At 73.8% G+C, this 15,538-nt stretch carries 15 protein-coding genes; 7 read left to right on the forward strand and 8 right to left on the reverse strand.

Going from position 1 to position 15,538, the window contains the following annotated elements; translation table 11 throughout:
* Positions 1–14: 14 nt before the first annotated feature.
* Both ACZ3UD_RS21710 and ACZ3UD_RS21715 read right to left on the reverse strand, forming a co-directional pair.
* Positions 15–2,378, reverse strand: coding sequence for a hypothetical protein (locus tag ACZ3UD_RS21710; RefSeq protein WP_465589963.1), 2,364 nt, complete (start codon positions 2,376–2,378; stop codon positions 15–17).
* 69 nt (positions 2,379–2,447) lie between these two features.
* Entirely contained in the window at positions 2,448–4,421 is a 1,974-nt protein-coding gene (locus ACZ3UD_RS21715; protein ID WP_465589966.1) for an ATP-binding protein, read from the reverse strand.
* 255 nt (positions 4,422–4,676) lie between these two features.
* Between ACZ3UD_RS21715 and ACZ3UD_RS21720 the strand changes: the two genes are divergently transcribed.
* Positions 4,677–5,000, forward strand: a complete 324-nt coding sequence (locus ACZ3UD_RS21720) for a hypothetical protein (protein ID WP_465589969.1) — start codon at positions 4,677–4,679, stop codon at positions 4,998–5,000.
* A gap of 109 nt (positions 5,001–5,109) precedes the next feature.
* On the opposite strand, the gene ACZ3UD_RS21725 is transcribed toward ACZ3UD_RS21720, so the two are convergent.
* On the reverse strand, positions 5,110–6,318 hold the full coding sequence (locus ACZ3UD_RS21725; RefSeq protein ID WP_465589972.1) for a TetR/AcrR family transcriptional regulator: 1,209 nt from the start codon (positions 6,316–6,318) through the stop codon (positions 5,110–5,112).
* 198 nt (positions 6,319–6,516) lie between these two features.
* Here ACZ3UD_RS21725 and ACZ3UD_RS21730 point away from each other — a divergent pair, with 198 nt between their 5' ends.
* Positions 6,517–7,674 carry an acyl-CoA dehydrogenase family protein gene (locus tag ACZ3UD_RS21730; protein WP_465589975.1) on the forward strand — a complete coding sequence of 386 codons (1,158 nt, stop codon included), beginning with the start codon at positions 6,517–6,519 and terminating at the stop codon, positions 7,672–7,674.
* Positions 7,675–7,806: 132 nt separating this feature from the next.
* Here ACZ3UD_RS21730 and ACZ3UD_RS21735 read toward each other — a convergent pair whose 3' ends face one another.
* Positions 7,807–8,073, reverse strand: a complete 267-nt coding sequence (locus ACZ3UD_RS21735; RefSeq protein WP_465589978.1) for a hypothetical protein — start codon at positions 8,071–8,073, stop codon at positions 7,807–7,809.
* Positions 8,074–8,188: 115 nt separating this feature from the next.
* Between ACZ3UD_RS21735 and ACZ3UD_RS21740 the strand changes: the two genes are divergently transcribed.
* On the forward strand, positions 8,189–8,506 hold the full coding sequence (locus ACZ3UD_RS21740) for a cupin domain-containing protein (protein WP_465589980.1): 318 nt from the start codon (positions 8,189–8,191) through the stop codon (positions 8,504–8,506).
* A gap of 12 nt (positions 8,507–8,518) precedes the next feature.
* Here the strand turns inward: ACZ3UD_RS21740 and ACZ3UD_RS21745 are convergent, their stop codons facing one another.
* Complete coding sequence (locus ACZ3UD_RS21745; protein ID WP_465589983.1) at positions 8,519–9,109, reverse strand: TetR/AcrR family transcriptional regulator; 591 nt, start codon at positions 9,107–9,109, stop codon at positions 8,519–8,521.
* A 110-nt stretch (positions 9,110–9,219) separates the two neighbouring features.
* Between ACZ3UD_RS21745 and ACZ3UD_RS21750 the strand changes: the two genes are divergently transcribed.
* Positions 9,220–10,770 carry an MFS transporter gene (locus tag ACZ3UD_RS21750; RefSeq protein ID WP_465589986.1) on the forward strand — a complete coding sequence of 517 codons (1,551 nt, stop codon included), beginning with the start codon at positions 9,220–9,222 and terminating at the stop codon, positions 10,768–10,770.
* Between the two features lie 82 nt (positions 10,771–10,852).
* On the opposite strand, the gene ACZ3UD_RS21755 is transcribed toward ACZ3UD_RS21750, so the two are convergent.
* Both ACZ3UD_RS21755 and ACZ3UD_RS21760 read right to left on the reverse strand, forming a co-directional pair.
* Positions 10,853–11,131: a type II toxin-antitoxin system RelE family toxin gene (locus ACZ3UD_RS21755; RefSeq protein ID WP_465589989.1), complete on the reverse strand. Its 279-nt coding sequence runs from the start codon at positions 11,129–11,131 to the stop codon at positions 10,853–10,855.
* Between the two features lie 5 nt (positions 11,132–11,136).
* A complete protein-coding gene (locus ACZ3UD_RS21760) occupies positions 11,137–11,418 on the reverse strand; it encodes a type II toxin-antitoxin system Phd/YefM family antitoxin (RefSeq protein ID WP_465589992.1) in 282 nt (93 codons plus the stop codon).
* Between the two features lie 222 nt (positions 11,419–11,640).
* Between ACZ3UD_RS21760 and ACZ3UD_RS21765 the strand changes: the two genes are divergently transcribed.
* The 3 genes from ACZ3UD_RS21765 to tatA all read left to right on the forward strand — a co-directional run bounded on the left by ACZ3UD_RS21765 (position 11,641) and on the right by tatA (position 13,451).
* Positions 11,641–12,276 (forward strand): class I SAM-dependent DNA methyltransferase, encoded by a 636-nt coding sequence (locus ACZ3UD_RS21765; RefSeq protein ID WP_465589995.1) that lies wholly within the window; start codon positions 11,641–11,643, stop codon positions 12,274–12,276.
* 115 nt (positions 12,277–12,391) lie between these two features.
* Positions 12,392–12,961 (forward strand): methyltransferase family protein, encoded by a 570-nt coding sequence (locus ACZ3UD_RS21770; RefSeq protein ID WP_465589998.1) that lies wholly within the window; start codon positions 12,392–12,394, stop codon positions 12,959–12,961.
* Positions 12,962–13,169: 208 nt separating this feature from the next.
* A complete protein-coding gene (gene tatA, locus ACZ3UD_RS21775) occupies positions 13,170–13,451 on the forward strand; it encodes a Sec-independent protein translocase subunit TatA (RefSeq protein WP_380608557.1) in 282 nt (93 codons plus the stop codon).
* Positions 13,452–13,645: 194 nt separating this feature from the next.
* Here the strand turns inward: tatA and ACZ3UD_RS21780 are convergent, their stop codons facing one another.
* Positions 13,646–15,244: a protein kinase domain-containing protein gene (locus tag ACZ3UD_RS21780; RefSeq protein WP_465590000.1), complete on the reverse strand. Its 1,599-nt coding sequence runs from the start codon at positions 15,242–15,244 to the stop codon at positions 13,646–13,648.
* Between the last annotated feature and the right edge of the window lie 294 nt (positions 15,245–15,538).

Genomic DNA, 15,538 nt, shown 5'->3' on the forward strand with positions numbered 1-15,538 from the left:
GAAGACCCGGGGGTTCAGAGCCCGTAGCGCTCGATGATCTCCGCGTGCCGGCCGAGGTCCGCCTCCGCCGCCTTGGCCAGGTCGAGCCAGGCGAGCGGGTGCTCCCAGCCGGCGGTGAGCCGGTGCATCAGCGCGTCGGCCTCGGCGGCCGAGGCGGTCGGGGGCACCCCGAGCGCGGCGTAGATGCCGGGCAGCAGCGCCTCCTCGTCCTCGTCCGCCGGGTCGTGGACGCTGTACTGCTCCCCGCTGTACGCCCAGACCGCGTAGCCGCTCTCCTGCAGGTCGTCGCGCAGCGCGGCCCAGGCCTCGTCACCGGGCCAGGCGCCGTCGATCCAGTAGGTGGTGTAGCCGGCCGGGTCGAGCGGGGTCAGCAGCTCGAACACCGGGCGCCAGCGCACCCGCTCCGCCTCGGGGACGTCCTCTCCCGGCGGCTGCTCCAGCAGGGCCGGGGCGAACACCACCACGTCGCCGTGGTTGAGCGTCAGGTCGTCGCCCAGCACCGGCAGGATGCGGGCGGTGGCCGGGCCGGTCCGGACGGCGGGCAGGTCGGCCGTCGCGCCGTTGGTACGGGTGGCGCGGACCGTGACGAGCTGCCACTCCTCGTCCACCGGCCCCTCGGGCTCGTCGAACTCGATGCCGATCCGCGCGCCGGTGGAGCGGACCACGGCCCAGTCCCGGTTGGCGGTGGCCGCGGTGATCAGGTGCCAGAGGTCGGGCTCCTGGACCGTTCGGTGCAGCTGCTCCTCCCCGGCCTCCTCGGCCGGCAGGGCGTGCTCCAGCAGGTCCTGGTAGAGCCGCTGCGCGGTGGCGTGGTCGCCCAGCCGGGTGGCGGCGGTCGCGGCCAGCCGACGGGTGTTGATCCGGCTGTCGTCCAGCGCGAGGATCGCCTCGCACTGCTCCAGCACCTCGGCCCAGCGGCCCTCGGCGGCGGCCCAGCGGGCGCGAATCCAGTGCCCGTCGGACGGGCTGGTCACGGCCAGCCGGTCGGCGAGGCGGCGCACCCCCTCGGCGTCCGCGGCCTCGATCAGGGCCTGGCCGAGGGTGCCGGTCAGCTCCTCGCTGCCCGGGTCGGCCTCCAGCCGCCGCCACAGCAGGTCGGCGGCGGCCCGGGCGTGGCCGAGGCCGCCGAGCACGTTGGCCAGCAGGAGGGCCAGTTCGGTGGCGCCGGCCTGCTCACCCTGGTACCGGTCCAGGGCGACGGAGAGCAGGTCGGCGCCGGTCTCGTAGGGCACCCGGGCCTCGGCCAGGTACGCCGTCAGTTCGCCAGGCGGAACCGGCAGCTCGGGCACCGGCAGCGCCTCGGCGGCCGCGCGCAGGGCGGCGACCTCCTCGGCCACGCCGTCGGTGCGAAGCAACCGGGTGAGCTTACGCTCCCCCGTCGCGGCGAGCGTGAGCGCCACCGTACGGGCGCCGCGGGCGACGGCCAGCCGACCCGCCACCAGCAGCAGGTCCACGCACGGGCGGTGCGAGCCGGTGGCGTCCAGGTACCCGACCCAGTCGGCCAGCACGGCGCCCAGCTCGGCGTCGTTCTCCCAGGCGCCGGCCGCGACCAGCAGGGCGACCGTCTCCGCCCACGCCTGGCGCAGGTCGGCGTGGCGCCCGGCGGCCTCGCGGGAGGGCAGCAGCGGGAGCGCCTGCGCCGTCCGGCCGAGCGAGGCCAGCGCGCGGGCCCGCAGCAGGCCGCCCCAGAGCCGGTCGCTCCCGTCCAGCTCGCGGCCCCGGGCGCGCTCGGCCTGTTCGGCGGTGTCGACCAGCGCGAGCACCTCCTCGTGCCGGCCCAGCCGGTGCAGGGTGCCGGCCCGGGCGTGGTGGAAGTGCAGCGAGAGGCGCTCGCCGGCGGCCTGTATTCGGGCGGCCGCGGTGTCCAGGTGGCTGAGCGCCTCGGCCGGGCGACCGTCGTCCTCCAGCGCGTCGGCGTACTCGCGGGAGAGGCAGTCGAAGCAGGCGCGGGCGGGCTCGATCCGCTCCAGCGTCTCGGCGAGCACCTCCAGCCGCTGCGGTACGTAGCCGGGGCCGTCGACCCGGGCGTGGCAGATCGCGAAGTCCTGCACCACGCAGACCGACTGCGGGCAGCCGGCCGTCTCCTCGCGGTGGGCGAACTCCAGCAGCTCGACCGCCTCGGGCAGGGCCTGCTCGCCCTGGTGGCGCTTGTTCAGCAGGTTCTGCATCCGCCAGTGCCGCAGGTAGACCTCGACCCAGGGCAGGCCGAGCGCCCGGGCGGCGGCCACCGCCTCCGGGTAGACCGCGTCCAGTTGCTCGTTGCGGCCCTCGTTGGCGTGGCCGGGGAGCTCGTAGATGGCGTCGGCCAGCCGCCGGTGGCCGGCCTCGGCGAGCTGCCGGTGGGTGTCGTGGACCCAGGCCCAGATGTCGGTCGTCATGCTTGCTCCCCCTACGTCGTGCTGATCAGTTGTCTACCGCGAGCCACTGACATTCGTCGGCCACGCCCGTCACGCCTCCTCCGAGAGCGCCCCGGGGCTGTCCGGGACGGACGGCAGGCCGGCCGGGACGGCGGCTGTCAGTGCGGCGACCGCGGTGCCGATGCCGGCAAGCGCGGCGCCGAGGTCCCCCTCGGCGGGGCCGGCCGAGGCGGAGGCCATGATCACCTTGAGCGAGCGGAGCAGCCCGGCCGCGGTGGCGCTGCCGGTGTGCCCGGTGCGGTAAGCGGCGAGCAGGTCCTGGACGGCCGGGCAGGCCAGGTTGAGGTAGAGCCGGGCCTTGGCCCCGCCGTCGGTGCGGGCGGTGAACGCCCGGGCCAGCCGCAGCGCGGCGGACGGGATCCGGGCGTCGGCCTGGTCGTCCTCGATCCGGGCCTTCAGCTCGGCCTCGCGGTCCGGCACCAGGACCAGCGGCAGGCCGGGCGGGTCGAAGCGGGCCGGGACGAGCTGCTCGCCCGGCTCGGCGAGCGCGCCGGCCAGCCAGGCCGACTCCTCGGGCGGTAGGGGGCGCTCCGGGTCGCGGAAGAGTTCGCGGTTGCCCTGCTCGCTGCCCAGCTCGACCAGCCGACAGCCGCGCAGCTGGGCGTAGCGGCGCAGGAACGGCAGGACGGCGTAGCGGTCGCCGCGGGCGATCGGCACCTGCATCGCCCGGTAGAGCATCTCCTCGAAGCCGCCTCCGCTGCCGAGCGCGACGTGCACCGCTCCCCCTCCGGCCGCGCGCAGGCCGCCGGCGGTGAGGTCGCCCTGCGAGGTGGGCACCGGGACGTCGTCGGCGAGCAGGGTGAACAGCCGCTCGTCGCAGAGCGCGGCGCCGAGCAGGTCCTGGCCGTGCCGGGTGAGGATGCGGCGCCAGGCGGCGGGCCGCAGCCGGGCCGTCTCGTACAGGCCGTCCACGATGGCGTCGGCGAGGACCTTCTGCAGCGCGCGGTAGTGCTCGTCGCGCTGGAGGTCCTCGCGGCTGGCGGTGGGGGTGAGCCGGCTGGACTCGACCACGCCGCCGATGAACCCGGCCCAGCTGGGCAGCAGGTCGCGGGCGTCCTCGGCGAGCAGCATGCCGCGCAGGTAGACGGCGAGGTCGCGGTTGTCGCTGCTGCCGTAGGTGCCGCCGTCCTGGACCCAGAGCAGGCCGATCGCGTCGGTGCCGCCCTCGACGGCCCCCTCTTCCCGGACGGGCGGCACGGGGAAGGCGGTGAGCGGCTCGAACCGGCGGCCGAAGGCGGTGGCGAAGCGCATCCGGGCGGCGTACTGGTCGCCGTCGGAGGTGCGACGCGAAGCGTCTCCGGCAAGGGTGGTGGCGGGCGACTGGTGGGCCGTCTGCCGCCAGGGCACCTGGACGGAGTTGACGGGCTCGGTGTCGTCGCCGACGTAGACCGGTATCGGCAGCAACACGCAGTAACGGCCGAGGACTTCACGCAGCGCGTGTTCGTCGGCGAGGTGGGCGTGCCCGGCCTTGAGCGCCAGCTCGACCACAGTGCCCGGCTGCGGCCGGGCGGGGACCGGCTCGACCTGGTACTGCTCGCCGCCGCGGCTGCGGTAACGGTGGCCGAGCCGCGGCTCACGGTGCGAGGTGGTGGTGACGGTGACCTCGTCGGCGACCGAGAAAGCGGACAGGAAGCCCAGGCCGAAGGCGCCGATCAGCTCCTGGTTGCCGGTCAGTTCGCGCAGCATCCGGGTGTAGCCGGTGCCGACGGTGGCGAGGTAGGAGTGGATCTCGGGCTCGGTGAGGCCGGCCCCGGTGTCCTCGATGGCGACGGTCCGCCGGGTGGCGTCGGCACGCACCCGGATCAGCGGGCGGTGGTCGCCGTCCGGGTCCTCCAGGAGCCGGCGGGTGTGCGAGTCGTGGGCGTTCTGGACGAGTTCGCGCAGCGCGACCAGCGGGGTGGAGTAGAGGTGGGTGGCGAGGACGTTCACCAGACCGCCGAGATCGACCTCGGTGGTGCGCAGGTCCTCGGCGGGGGTGGGCTCGGTCGGGGCACCTTCAGACATGGGTCCCCAGTGTGCCAGTGCGACAATCCGGCGACCATTTCTTTCTTCCTGTGGGAATGACGGACAACGAGTGGACGACGCATTGCGGTCAACTCTGAATTGACCGATCCTCCACCATCGAGGGAACTGCCACCCGTTTGGTGGAGTTCGTCCACGTTGCCGGGGAATGCTGATCGCGCGACGTCAGGCAACGGCGCCACGGAGCGGCCACTCCGGAGCGCGCCACCCTCGCACTTCCAGTTCAGGGAGACCAGCGTGTCCCGTATTCGCGCAGCCGCCGCCGTCACCGCCCTCGGGGCCTTCCTCCTCGTCGGCGTCGGCGCCGCCACCGCGCACGCCGACAACGGCGCCGGCGCGACCGACCACTCCGACGGCAGCGTCGTGAGCAACGTCGGCTCCGGCAACGTCATCGGCAACGTCCACGGCAACGTGGTCAACACCCAGCAGACGGCCATCGGTTCTGGTGCGAGCAACCAGAACAACGGCCTCGCCGTGGCCGGCAACGGCGGGAACGTCGGCGCCGTGCAGGGCAACGGGAACTTCGACGCCCGGGTCTACTACCCGCACGTCCTCCACTAGGCCGGCCGGTAGGCGCCGAACGGGCCGGGTGCCCGCCCCGCGCTGACGGGGCGGGCACCCGGCCCGACCCGTGCGTCGGGTCGGGCCGCGTCGGGTCGGCCCCGGCGGGTCAGGACAGCCCCAGCACCGCCCGGCCGAGGCGCAGCAGGCAGTCCCCGAGGTCCGGCCGAGTGCTGTGCGGACGGTTCCGCACCCCGTCGTTGACCAGCGCGAACAGCGCGTGCACCCGGATCCGGGCGTCCACCGCGTCGACCGTGGGGCGTACCTGCCGCAGCAGCTCGACCCAGGTGCGCAGGAAGTCCCGCCGGAAGTCCACCGCGGCCCGACGGTCCGGCGGGGCCAGCCGCTCGGTCTCGCTGAGCATCACGCCCAGGTAGTCGCCGTTGCGCAGCGCGAAGTCGACGTACGCGCCGAGCCCGGCCGCCAGCGCCGTCTCCGGCCCGGCGGCGGCCGCGATCGCGCCGTCCACCTCGTGCCAGAGCCGCTCGCGGCTGCGCACCAGGGAGGCGGCGAGCAGCTGCGCCTTGCTGTCGAAGTGCCGGTACACGCTGGGGCCGGATATGCCGACGGCGGCGCCGAGTTGGTCGGTGCTGACGTTGTCGAAGCCGTGCTGGTGGAACAGCCGGACGGCCGCCGCGAGCAGTTCCTCCCGGCGCGCCCGCGGCCTGGCCTCCGGCGCGGATGCGGGTGCGGATGCGGGTGCGGGGGCCGGGGCGGAAGCGGCCGCGGGGGTGGCCGCGGGGGCCGCCTGGGGGTCGGCGGCCGTTCCGTCCAGGGACACCGCGAGGACGGCCACGACCATCTCGCGCAGCAGGGCCTCGGCCCGGCGGGGCTGCGGTGCGGCCGACTGGTAGGACAGTCCGGAGCAGGCCGAGAGCGCCGACCAGCAGAGCAACTCGGCGTCCGCCTCGGACAGTTCGGGCCGCTCGGCGCGCAGCACGGCGGTCATCAGGGCGGCGTCGGCACGGAGTTCGCGCCGCAGGGCCGCCCGACGGGCCGGCGGCAGCAGTCGGGCGTCGCGCTGCACCAGGGTGCCGAGCGGGCGGTGGCCGACCGCCACGGCGGCCAGCGCGGCGCCGAGTTCGGCGGTGGTGGCGGCCGCGCGCAGGCCGTCGGCGAGCGCGTCCAGGCCCAACCGGACGGCGCGGTCCAGCAGTTCGGGCTTGCCGCGGAAGTGCCGGTAGAGCGCGGGCGCGGTGATGCCGACCCCGGCGGCGACCTCGGTCATCGAGACCTGGTGGTAACCGCTGCGGTGGAAGCGGTCGGCGGCCACCGCGAGGATCTGGGCGCGCCGGCCGGGCGGCCGTCGGACCACCATGACGCACCTCCTCCGGGGACTTCTTTGAACGCCGTCCAAAGGCTAGCAAGGATTCACTTGGAGCCCCCGTCCGCCCGGAATTCCGGGCCGGACGACTCTGGACAGTCGAAGCTACCGGGGATTAACTTGTGGGGCCACCACCTGGGCCGTTCCGCCGTGGCCGGTACTCCGGCCGGCACCGTCGAAGGGAGCGCCGCCGTGCGCCGCACCGTGTTCAACGAGGACCACGAGGCCTTCCGGGAGACCATCCGGGACTTCATCGCCAACGAGGTCGTCCCGGTCTACGAGAGCTGGGAGGCCGACGGCCACCCGCCGCGCGACTTCTACCGCCAGCTCGGCGAACTCGGCATCTACGGCATCGAGGTGCCGGAGGAGTACGGCGGCGCGGGCGAGAGCGGCTTCAAGTACCAGGCGGTGATCGCCGAGGAGACCGCCCGGGCGGGCGTGAGCTTCGGCTCCTCCGGCGTGCACACCGGGCTAGTGCTGCCGTACCTGCTGGAGTACGCGAACGAGGAGCAGAAGCAGCGCTGGCTGCCCGGCTTCGTCTCCGGCGACATCATGACCGCGATCGCGATGACCGAGCCGGGCGCCGGCTCCGACCTCGCGGGCATCACCACCACCGCGAGGCTCTCCGAGGACGGCACCCACTACGTCCTGAACGGCGCCAAGACCTTCATCACCGGCGGCGTGCTGGCCGACCTGGTCCTGGTGGTCTGCCGCACCTCGCCGTACGACCCGGAGAACCGCCGGGCCGGTCTGTCCATCCTGTGCGTGGACACCACGTCGCCGGGCTACACCGTCGGCCGCAAGCTACAGAAGATCGGTCTGCGCACCTCGGACACCGCCGAGCTGGCGTTCAGCGACGTCAAGGTGCCGGTGGAGAACCTGCTCGGCGAGGAGGGCAGGGCGTTCTCCTACCTGACCCACAACCTGGTGCAGGAGCGCCTCGCGATCGCCGTCAGCGCGTACGCGGCGGCCGCGGCGGCGGTGCGGTTCGCGCTGCAGTACGTCAAGGAGCGCAAGGTGTTCGGCAAGGCGGTGGCCGAGTTTCAGAACACCAAGTTCACCCTGGCCGACTGCGAGTCCCAGGTGATGGCGCAGCAGTCGATGGTGGACCGCGCGCTGGAGCTGTACCAGAACGGCGAGTTGAGCGTCGCGGACGCGGCCGCCACGAAGCTGTTCTGCACCGAGTCGGCCTCCGTGGTCATCGACAAGTGCCTTCAGCTGCACGGCGGTTACGGCTACATCCTGGAGTACCCGATCGCCCGGCTCTACACCGACAACCGGGTGTTCCGGATCTACGGCGGCACCAGCGAGGTCATGCGCAGCATCGTCGCCAAGTCGCTGGGACTGTAGGCGCGCCGCAGGAGCGCTGGAGGATTTCCGAAGCTGCGGCGGGCCGTACCCCCATGACGGCCCGCCGCGCCCGCCCGTACGGGCGGGCGGACGCACCCAGTCGAGCGAGCTGGCTCGGTTGGGCGAGCCGGCTCAGTTGGGCGAGCCGTGCTCCGCGCGCCAGGCCTCCCAGCCGGCCACGGAGGCCACCTTGGCCTCGTGCAGGGCCCGCTGGGCGAGCGCGGTCGGCGGGGTCTCCAGGCTGCGCACCCAGTTGCGGCCCGCGGTGAGCAGTGCCGCGCACACCATCGCCGCCCCGGCCGCGCCGAGCAGCGAGCCGATGCCCGTGAGCACCAGGCCGCCGGCCAGCATCGAGCGGCTGACCTGGACCTCGCTGAGGATTCTCTGGTTGGTCGCCATGCCTCCACGATGGGGGCAGTCGGCGGGGACTGCACCTCGGGTGACCCGCTCCGGGCCCCTCCGGGTGCGGTTCGACAGCGCGTCCGCGACCCTGGGCACGGGGTGAGGAGGAGCGATGCCCGATCTCGAACAGCTCGCCGTGGAACACGCGGTCCTGGCGGCCGAGAGCCCGCACGGCCGCAGCGCCCACCTGGTGCTGCACGACGGCGTGCTGCGGCAGACCGTGATCGCGCTGACCGCCGGCACCGCACTGGACGAGCACACCCCGCCCACCGCCGGAAGCGTCCAGGTGCTGCGCGGCCGGGTCTCGCTGACCATCGCCGGGCGGCGGACGGAACTGTCCGTCGGCGAGCTGGAACCCGTCCCGCAGGAGCGGCACGGGCTGCTCGCCCACGTCGACTCGGTGGTGCTGCTGACGGCCGTCACCGCGTGACGGCGGCCGCCGTCAGCCCGCGGTGGCGCCCAGTACGCTGCCGCTGACCAGCCGCAGCCCGCGCAGGAACTCCTGCCCGCTGGGTACCAGTTCGGGTGCGGCCAGCCACTGTGCGACGTACCCGGCCAGCAGGATCTGGTAGAAGGTGCCGCGGGCGAGCTCCTCCTCGGTGTCCGGCACCTCGGGCAGCCCCTGGAACAGCGCGGCGAGCCCGAGCCGGCCCTCCTTCTGCGCCTCCGCGAAGGCCTGCGCGAGCTCGGGCTCGTGACCGGCCTGGGCGAGCGCCTCGAACTGGGCCGCCCAGAGCCCGCGGTGCTCGGCGAAGACGCCCTTGAGCCCCTCCCAGGCGGCGGCGAAGCGCTCCCCCGGGTCGTCGGAGGTCTCGTTGGCGGCGGCGACCACCGCCCCCAGGCCCTGCCCCAGTTCACCGATCGCCTCGATCATCGCGGCGTTGAGCAGGGCGTCCTTCGATCCGAAGTGGTAGCCGATCGCGGCCAGGCTGACGCCCGAGGCGGTCGCGATGTCGCGGGCCGTGGTGCGCCCGTAGCCCTTCTCGTACAGGCAGCGCTTGGCGCCGGCCATCAGGTCTTCGCGGTTTCCCATGCCCTTGATCCTACGGAAGGACTGCACAGATGTCTTGCACGAAAGTCTAGGACGCTTGATTTACACATACGTACTAGACAATCGTCTGACACGTCCGTACTGTCTTCCCCATGACCGCAACCACCGGCCGCGCAGGCCGCCGCGAATGGATCGGCCTGGCCGTCCTCCTGCTCCCCACGCTCGTCCTGTCCATGGACATGGGCGTGCTGTTCTTCGCCGTCCCGTACATCTCCACCACGCTGGCGCCCAGCGGCACCCAACAGCTGTGGATCATGGACATGTACTCGTTCCTGCTGGCCGGGCTGCTCATCACGATGGGCGCGCTGGGCGACCGGATCGGCCGCCGTCGGCTGCTGATGATCGGCGCCGCCGGCTTCACCGGCGCCTCGCTGCTGGCCGCCTGGTCCGGCAGCGCCGAACAGCTGATCGCCGCCCGCGCCGTGCTCGGCGCCGCCGGGGCCACCGTGATGCCCTCGACCCTCGCGCTGATCCGCAACATGTTCCACGACCCCAAGCAGCGGCAGATCGCCCTCGGCGCCTGGGGCGGCATGCTCACCGCCGGAGCCACCCTCGGCCCGGTCGCGGGCGGCCTGCTGCTCGACCACTTCTGGTGGGGCTCGGCCTTCCTGCTCGCAGTCCCGGTCATGGTCCTGGTCCTGCTGACCGCACCCGTCCTGCTCCCCGAGTACCGCACCGCCGCCCGCACCGGCCGCTTCGACCTGCCCGGCGCCGCGCTCTCCCTCGCCGCGATCCTGCCGCTGGTCTACGGGATCAAGACCCTCGCCGTGGACGGCTGGAGCCTGCCGCCCGCGCTCGCCGTCGTCGCCGGGCTGCTGGTCGCCGCCGCGTTCGTCCAGCGCCAGCGCACCGCCGCCAGCCCGCTGATCGACCTGGGCCTGTTCCGGATCCGCACCTTCAGCGGGGCGATCAGCGTCAACACCGTCGCGATGTTCGCGATGATGGGCTTCGCCCTCTTCACCTCGCAGTACCTGCAACTGGTCAAGGGCATGAGCCCGTTCACCGCCTCGCTCTGGTCGCTGGTGCCGAGCGTCGGCGTCGGCGCGGCGATCGGGATCAGCTCCGCGCTGGCCGGCAAGGTCCGCCCGGCGGCGCTGATGGGCGGCGGCTTCCTGATCGGCGCGGCCGGCTTCGCGATGATGACCCAGGTCGGCGCGCACTCGCCGCTGGCGCTCATCCTCACCGCGGCGGGCGTGCTGGCCGCGGGCACGGTCGGGACCATGACGATGACCGCCGAGATGGTCGTCTCCGCCGCCCCCGTCGAGCAGGCCGGCGCCGCCTCCGCCACCTCCGAGACCGCCGTCGAACTCGGCAGCTCGCTCGGCATCGCCCTGCTCGGCGCGGCGGGCGCCGCGGTCTACCACCACCAGCTGGACGGCGCTCTCCCGGCGGGCGTCGGCGGCCGGGCCGCCGACACGGCCCAGGACACCCTCGGCGGCGCGGTCGCCGTCGCGGCCCACCTGCCCGGACAGCTCGGCGCGGACCTGCTGGAAACCGCCCGCAACGCCTTCACCGACGGCCTGCACGTCGCCGCCGTCGTCGGCCTCCTCTTCGCCCTCGGCGCCGCCCTCCTCGCCTACCGCCTCCTCCGCCACCTGCCGGCCGCCACCCCGGCCCCCGCCCCCGAAGCGGTTGCCGCCTGACCCACCCGACGGCCCCGATCCACGCGAGTCATCGAGAGCCCCCGCCCACCGGCGGGGGCTCTCCGCCGTCCGGGGGCTGGATCTAGAGGTTCCGGTAGATCTCGCGCCGGTGGCCGACCGTCATGACCCAGACGATCAGCACCCCGTCTTCGACGGTGTACACCACCCGGTAGTCCCCCACCCTCAAGCGCCATCGGGCGTGGTGCCCCTGAAGGGCCTTGACGTCGAGCATCGACGTGTCGCCGCCGTCCAGGGCCTGCTGCAGTTCGGTGAGTCGATGGAGGATCCGAACCGCATCCGGGCGGGGCACTTTGAGGAGCTCTCGTTGCGCGCGCGGGCTGAACCGCGTGACGCACCCCACCGCGGTCAGCCGTGCCGGTTGCGGAGGATCGCGGCCATCTCCTCGAGGGAGACGGAACCCTCCAGGCCCTCGGCCTCGGCCTCATCCGCGAGCCGGTTCAGCCACTCGTCCTCGGCTCGCTCGGCGACCTCCTTGAGGCGCTGGTACTCGGCGATGTCGATCACCACCGCCTCCTGCCGCCCCCGCCTCGTGATGATCGTCGGAGTTTCGTCACGTCGCGCCCGGTCGATCACATCCGCCAGATGGCTCCGCACCTCGGCCATCGACTCGATCACTGGCTCACTCATGACGCAAATGTAGCAGTTGTACATCTGTTGCATGGAGTGGATGGCATCACCGGGCTAGCGGGCAGGACTCCCCCGCCGCCTGAGCGGGGGCACGGCCGGGGCGAGGGCTGGAACCGGGGCGGTGGTGACGGCAGGAGCCGGGGCGGGTGGGTTCGGGATCGCCTTGGGGTGGGGTGGGGAAAGGCCCGGCGCCGGGGTGGGTGGGCGTGTCAGGGTGGGGTCATGGCGACTGGTCACGGGCGGGTGCGCGGGAGTTACGACGCGGTGGCGGAGGAGTACCTGGGGCGGATCGGGGGTGAGCTGGCGTACAAGGTGGTGGATCGGGCGCTGCTCGGGGTGGTCGTGGAGGAGGCGGCCGGCGGGGTGGTCGCCGACCTGGGGTGCGGGCCGGGGCACGTGACGGGGTGGCTGGCCGAGCAGGGGGCCGGGGTGGTGGGCGTCGACCTGTCGCCGCGGATGGTCGAGCTGGCCCGGCGGGAGCAGCCGAAGGCGGAGTTCCGCACCGGCGACCTGCTGGCGCTGCCCGCCGCCGACGGGGAGTTCGCGGCCGCGGTGGCGCTGTACTCGGTGATCCACCTGGAGCCGGAGGAACTGCTGCCCGCCTTCGTCGAGATGCGGCGAGTGCTGCGGCCCGGCGGGGTGCTGCTGGTCTCCTTCCACCTGGGCGACGAGGTGCGGCGGATGGAGGAGTGGTGGGGGCACCGGGTCGACGTGGACTTCCACTTCCGGGGGACCGACGCCGTCGCCGCCCGCCTCGCCGAGGCCGGGTTCGCCGTCGAGGCGCGACTGGAGCGGGAGAGCCTGCCCGAGGAGGCGCCCACCCGGCGCGGCTACCTGTTGGCGCGGCGCCCGCGGTGACCGGCCGATGACCGTCCACCCGGGGGTGGACGGCGGAGCTTCCACCCCCGGGTGCGTGTCGCGGCGGGCCGGCCGCAGGACCGTGAAGGGGTGACCACGACCGTCAGGAGCCGTCATGTCCCTGCCGTCCCTCCTCTCCCTGCTCGGCCTCGCCTGCTGGATCGGCTACGAGCTGTTGCTGCGCCGCCGCGAGGACGTCGCCACCGGTAGCTGGCGCGCGGACGACCGCGACCGCGGCTCGACCCGGCTGCTGATCGGCTGCTACCTCGCGTCGGCCCTGGTCGTGGTGCTGTTCAGCCGCGCCTCGATCGGCGAACTGCCCTCCTGGGCAGGCTGGTTCGGGGTCGCCCTGGTCGCCGCCGGGCTGGCGCTGCGGGCCTGGGGCATGCGCACCCTGGGCCGCTTCTACACCCGCACCCTGTGCACCGTGGACACCCAGCACGTCGTCCGCACCGGCCCGTACCGGTTGATCCGCCACCCCGGCTACGCCGGCAGCCTGCTGGTCTGGGGCGGCTACGCGCTCGGTACGGCCGACTGGGCGGCGGCCCTGATGGTCGTCACACTGCTGCTCGGCGCGTACGGATGGCGGATCGCCGCCGAGGAGCGGCTGCTGCTGTCGGCCTTCGGCCCGGCGTACGCGGAGTACCGTACGACCTCGAAGCGACTGGTGCCGTTCGTCTACTGATCACACTGGCGTCGGTACGGATGTGAGACAGCACACCGACCCCCCGGGAACGCGACCGCCCGCACTCGTGATCCGCTTGGACGGCACCCGGTTTTTGGCCAGCGTTTCCCGGCCGGTGTATCCGTTCGCCGTCAGGTCCAGGCATACTGGCGAGCATGGGCGCTAGCGCCCCCCGTGACTCTAGACAAGAAGGGACCGGTGGCCAGGGATGCTGCGGAACGGTCTTGAGCCCTGGCACATCTTCGTGGTGCTGGCGGTCGTCATCCTGCTGTTCGGGTCGAAGAAGCTGCCGGAGATGGCGCGCGGCCTCGGCAAGTCGATGCGCATCCTGAAGGCGGAGACCAAGGCGATGCGCGAGGAGGACCCCTCGGCGGAGGCCGGCACCGCCCAGAGCACGGCCGCCCCGCAGCAGCCCGCCGACCGTCCGGCCGTCACGCCGACCAACGTGACCAAGGCCACCGAGGCGAAGCGCCCCGAGACGACCGCCTGAGTCGCACAAGCTCCCGTCGAGCCCCTGGTGGACCCCCACCAGGGGCTCGACGCTTGTCCGGGAGTCCGAACCGGGTCCGGTCGGCGGTGCCGGCGATCCAGCAGGGGCCGTCCGGAAGGCGACCGCGCGCGGCATGCCGGAGACACCCAGGACGAAGGGACCGATCGTCAGCACGGGGCCGTTGCGGCGCGGCGTCAGTCGTCCTGCGGGTCGGCGGCGGTGGCGTGGAGGGTGACGAAGAGAGCCGAGAGGCGGGCGTTCCAGTTGGCGTAGGTGGGGGCGTCGACGGCGTGCTTCTTGCCCAGGTCCCTGATCACCTTCTGGGCGCCCTTGAGCTGCTGGGCCGCGTCGTCGGGGTTGCCCTCGTTGAGGCGGGCGGCGGTGTCGTCGAGGATCCGCAGCAGCTCCGTCTGGCGGTCGTGTTCCTTGGTGATCTGCGCCTGGGCGACGGCCTGACGGAACGACTGGAGCTGCAGCGCGGCGGGCTGGTTGCGCGGTACGGCCTGGGTGGGGGCAGGGAGACCCGCGGGCGTGGTGGGGGCGGCGCTGGGGGGCGTCGTCGGCGTCGGGGCCGCGGCCGCCGCGGTGGTGGGGGCGGTGGCGGCGGGGGGCGCCTTGGCGCCGGCCGCGTTGCCGGCCGGCTCGTCGAAGGCGGTGAGGGCCAGGGCGGTGACCCCGGCCAGGCCCGCGATGCCGAGGGCGCCGAGAACCAGGGGCTTGCTGCGGCGGCTCCGGGCGGGGGCCGACGGGGCGGCGGGCACGGGTGGCGCGGTCGGGATCGAGGCCATCACCGAGGTGGCGGCGGCTGCGGGCCGGAGCGGCGGGGGCGACTGGGACGGGTGGGGCAGGTGGGGCAGGTGGGGCGGCAGCAGGGTGGTGTGCTGCTGGTCCGGGTGCGGCGGGGCGACCGGTGGGAGCACCTGGGTGGCGGCTGCGGTGGTGGCGAGCAGCTCCGCCGTCGGGTCGCCGACGGCCAGGCCCGGGACGGTGCCCAGCAGCTCGGCACGCGCCGCGGCGGCGTCGGCGGGCCGCTCCGCCGGGTTCTTGGCGAGCAGGCGCAGCACGGCCGCGTCCAGGGCCGGCGACAGACCGGGGCGCCGTACGGACGGGGGCAGGGGCTGCTCGCTGACGTGTTTGAAGGCGATCGCCACCGGGGTCTCGGCGGTGAACGGGGTCTCGCCGGTGAGCATCTCGGTCAGCACGCAGCCGACCGCGTACAGGTCGGTGCGGCCGTCCAGGGCGGAGGCGGTGGCCTGCTCGGGCGAGAGGTAGGCGGCCGTACCGAGCACGCTCGCGGTCTGGGTCAGGTTGCTGGAGGAGCCCGCTCTGGCGATGCCGAAGTCCACGACCTTCACGCCGCCGTCGTCGGTGATCATGATGTTCCCGGGCTTGATGTCCCGGTGCACCAGCTCAGCCGCGTGCGCCACCGCCAGCGCCTCGCAGACCGCCGCCGCGATCCCCACCGCCCGCTCCACCGGCAGCTGCGGTTGCTGGGCCAGGACGGCGGCCAGCGAACGGCCCTGGACCAGTTCCATGACGATGAACGGGGTGCCCTGGTCCACGCCGGAGTCGAAGACCATGACGATCCTCGGGTGCACCAGCATCGCGGCGTGCTGCGCCTCCCGGCTGAAGCGCTCGGCGAAGCGGGGATCGTCCGCCAGGCCGCCGTTGAGGACCTTGACGGCCACCTGGCGGCCCAGCACGTGGTCGACGCCGCGCCAAACGGTGGCCATGCCGCCGACGCCGAGTATCTCGACGAGTTCGTAACGCCCGTTCAGCGCCCGTCCGATCACCTGCAGCTCCCCTCACGTGCGGCGCCCGGGGTCCCGGGCCGCGTCGTGCACCTGTGCACGATAGCCGCCTCGTCGTCGGGGATGGCCGGGGGTGGGGGCGGGGTTCCGGGCGGGACGGGGGGATGTTGTGGGGGGTGGCCCTCGGGAGGGTGGGCGCGGGCGGACAGGGGCCGCCGAGGGCCCCGGAGGGGCTTCGCGCCGGGGGTGGCGGCCGGGGGACCGGGCAGCGGTCCCCCGACCGCCGGCGCGGGGGTGCGGCCCGCCCTGACTGCGGGCGGGCGGGCCGCACGTTCC

This window comes from Kitasatospora sp. NPDC023118 (genome assembly GCF_055560875.1).

Coding starts and splice junctions, on each gene's coding strand:
- ACZ3UD_RS21710 (WP_465589963.1), bottom strand. CDS start 2,378: ATGACGACCGACATCTGGGCCTGGGTCCACGACACCCACCGGCAGCTC.
- ACZ3UD_RS21715 (WP_465589966.1), bottom strand. CDS start 4,421: ATGTCTGAAGGTGCCCCGACCGAGCCCACCCCCGCCGAGGACCTGCGC.
- ACZ3UD_RS21725 (WP_465589972.1), bottom strand. CDS start 6,318: ATGGTGGTCCGACGGCCGCCCGGCCGGCGCGCCCAGATCCTCGCGGTG.
- ACZ3UD_RS21735 (WP_465589978.1), bottom strand. CDS start 8,073: ATGGCGACCAACCAGAGAATCCTCAGCGAGGTCCAGGTCAGCCGCTCG.
- ACZ3UD_RS21740 (WP_465589980.1), top strand. CDS start 8,189: ATGCCCGATCTCGAACAGCTCGCCGTGGAACACGCGGTCCTGGCGGCC.
- ACZ3UD_RS21745 (WP_465589983.1), bottom strand. CDS start 9,109: ATGGGAAACCGCGAAGACCTGATGGCCGGCGCCAAGCGCTGCCTGTAC.
- ACZ3UD_RS21750 (WP_465589986.1), top strand. CDS start 9,220: ATGACCGCAACCACCGGCCGCGCAGGCCGCCGCGAATGGATCGGCCTG.
- ACZ3UD_RS21760 (WP_465589992.1), bottom strand. CDS start 11,418: ATGAGTGAGCCAGTGATCGAGTCGATGGCCGAGGTGCGGAGCCATCTG.
- ACZ3UD_RS21765 (WP_465589995.1), top strand. CDS start 11,641: ATGGCGACTGGTCACGGGCGGGTGCGCGGGAGTTACGACGCGGTGGCG.
- ACZ3UD_RS21770 (WP_465589998.1), top strand. CDS start 12,392: ATGTCCCTGCCGTCCCTCCTCTCCCTGCTCGGCCTCGCCTGCTGGATC.
- tatA (WP_380608557.1), top strand. CDS start 13,170: ATGCTGCGGAACGGTCTTGAGCCCTGGCACATCTTCGTGGTGCTGGCG.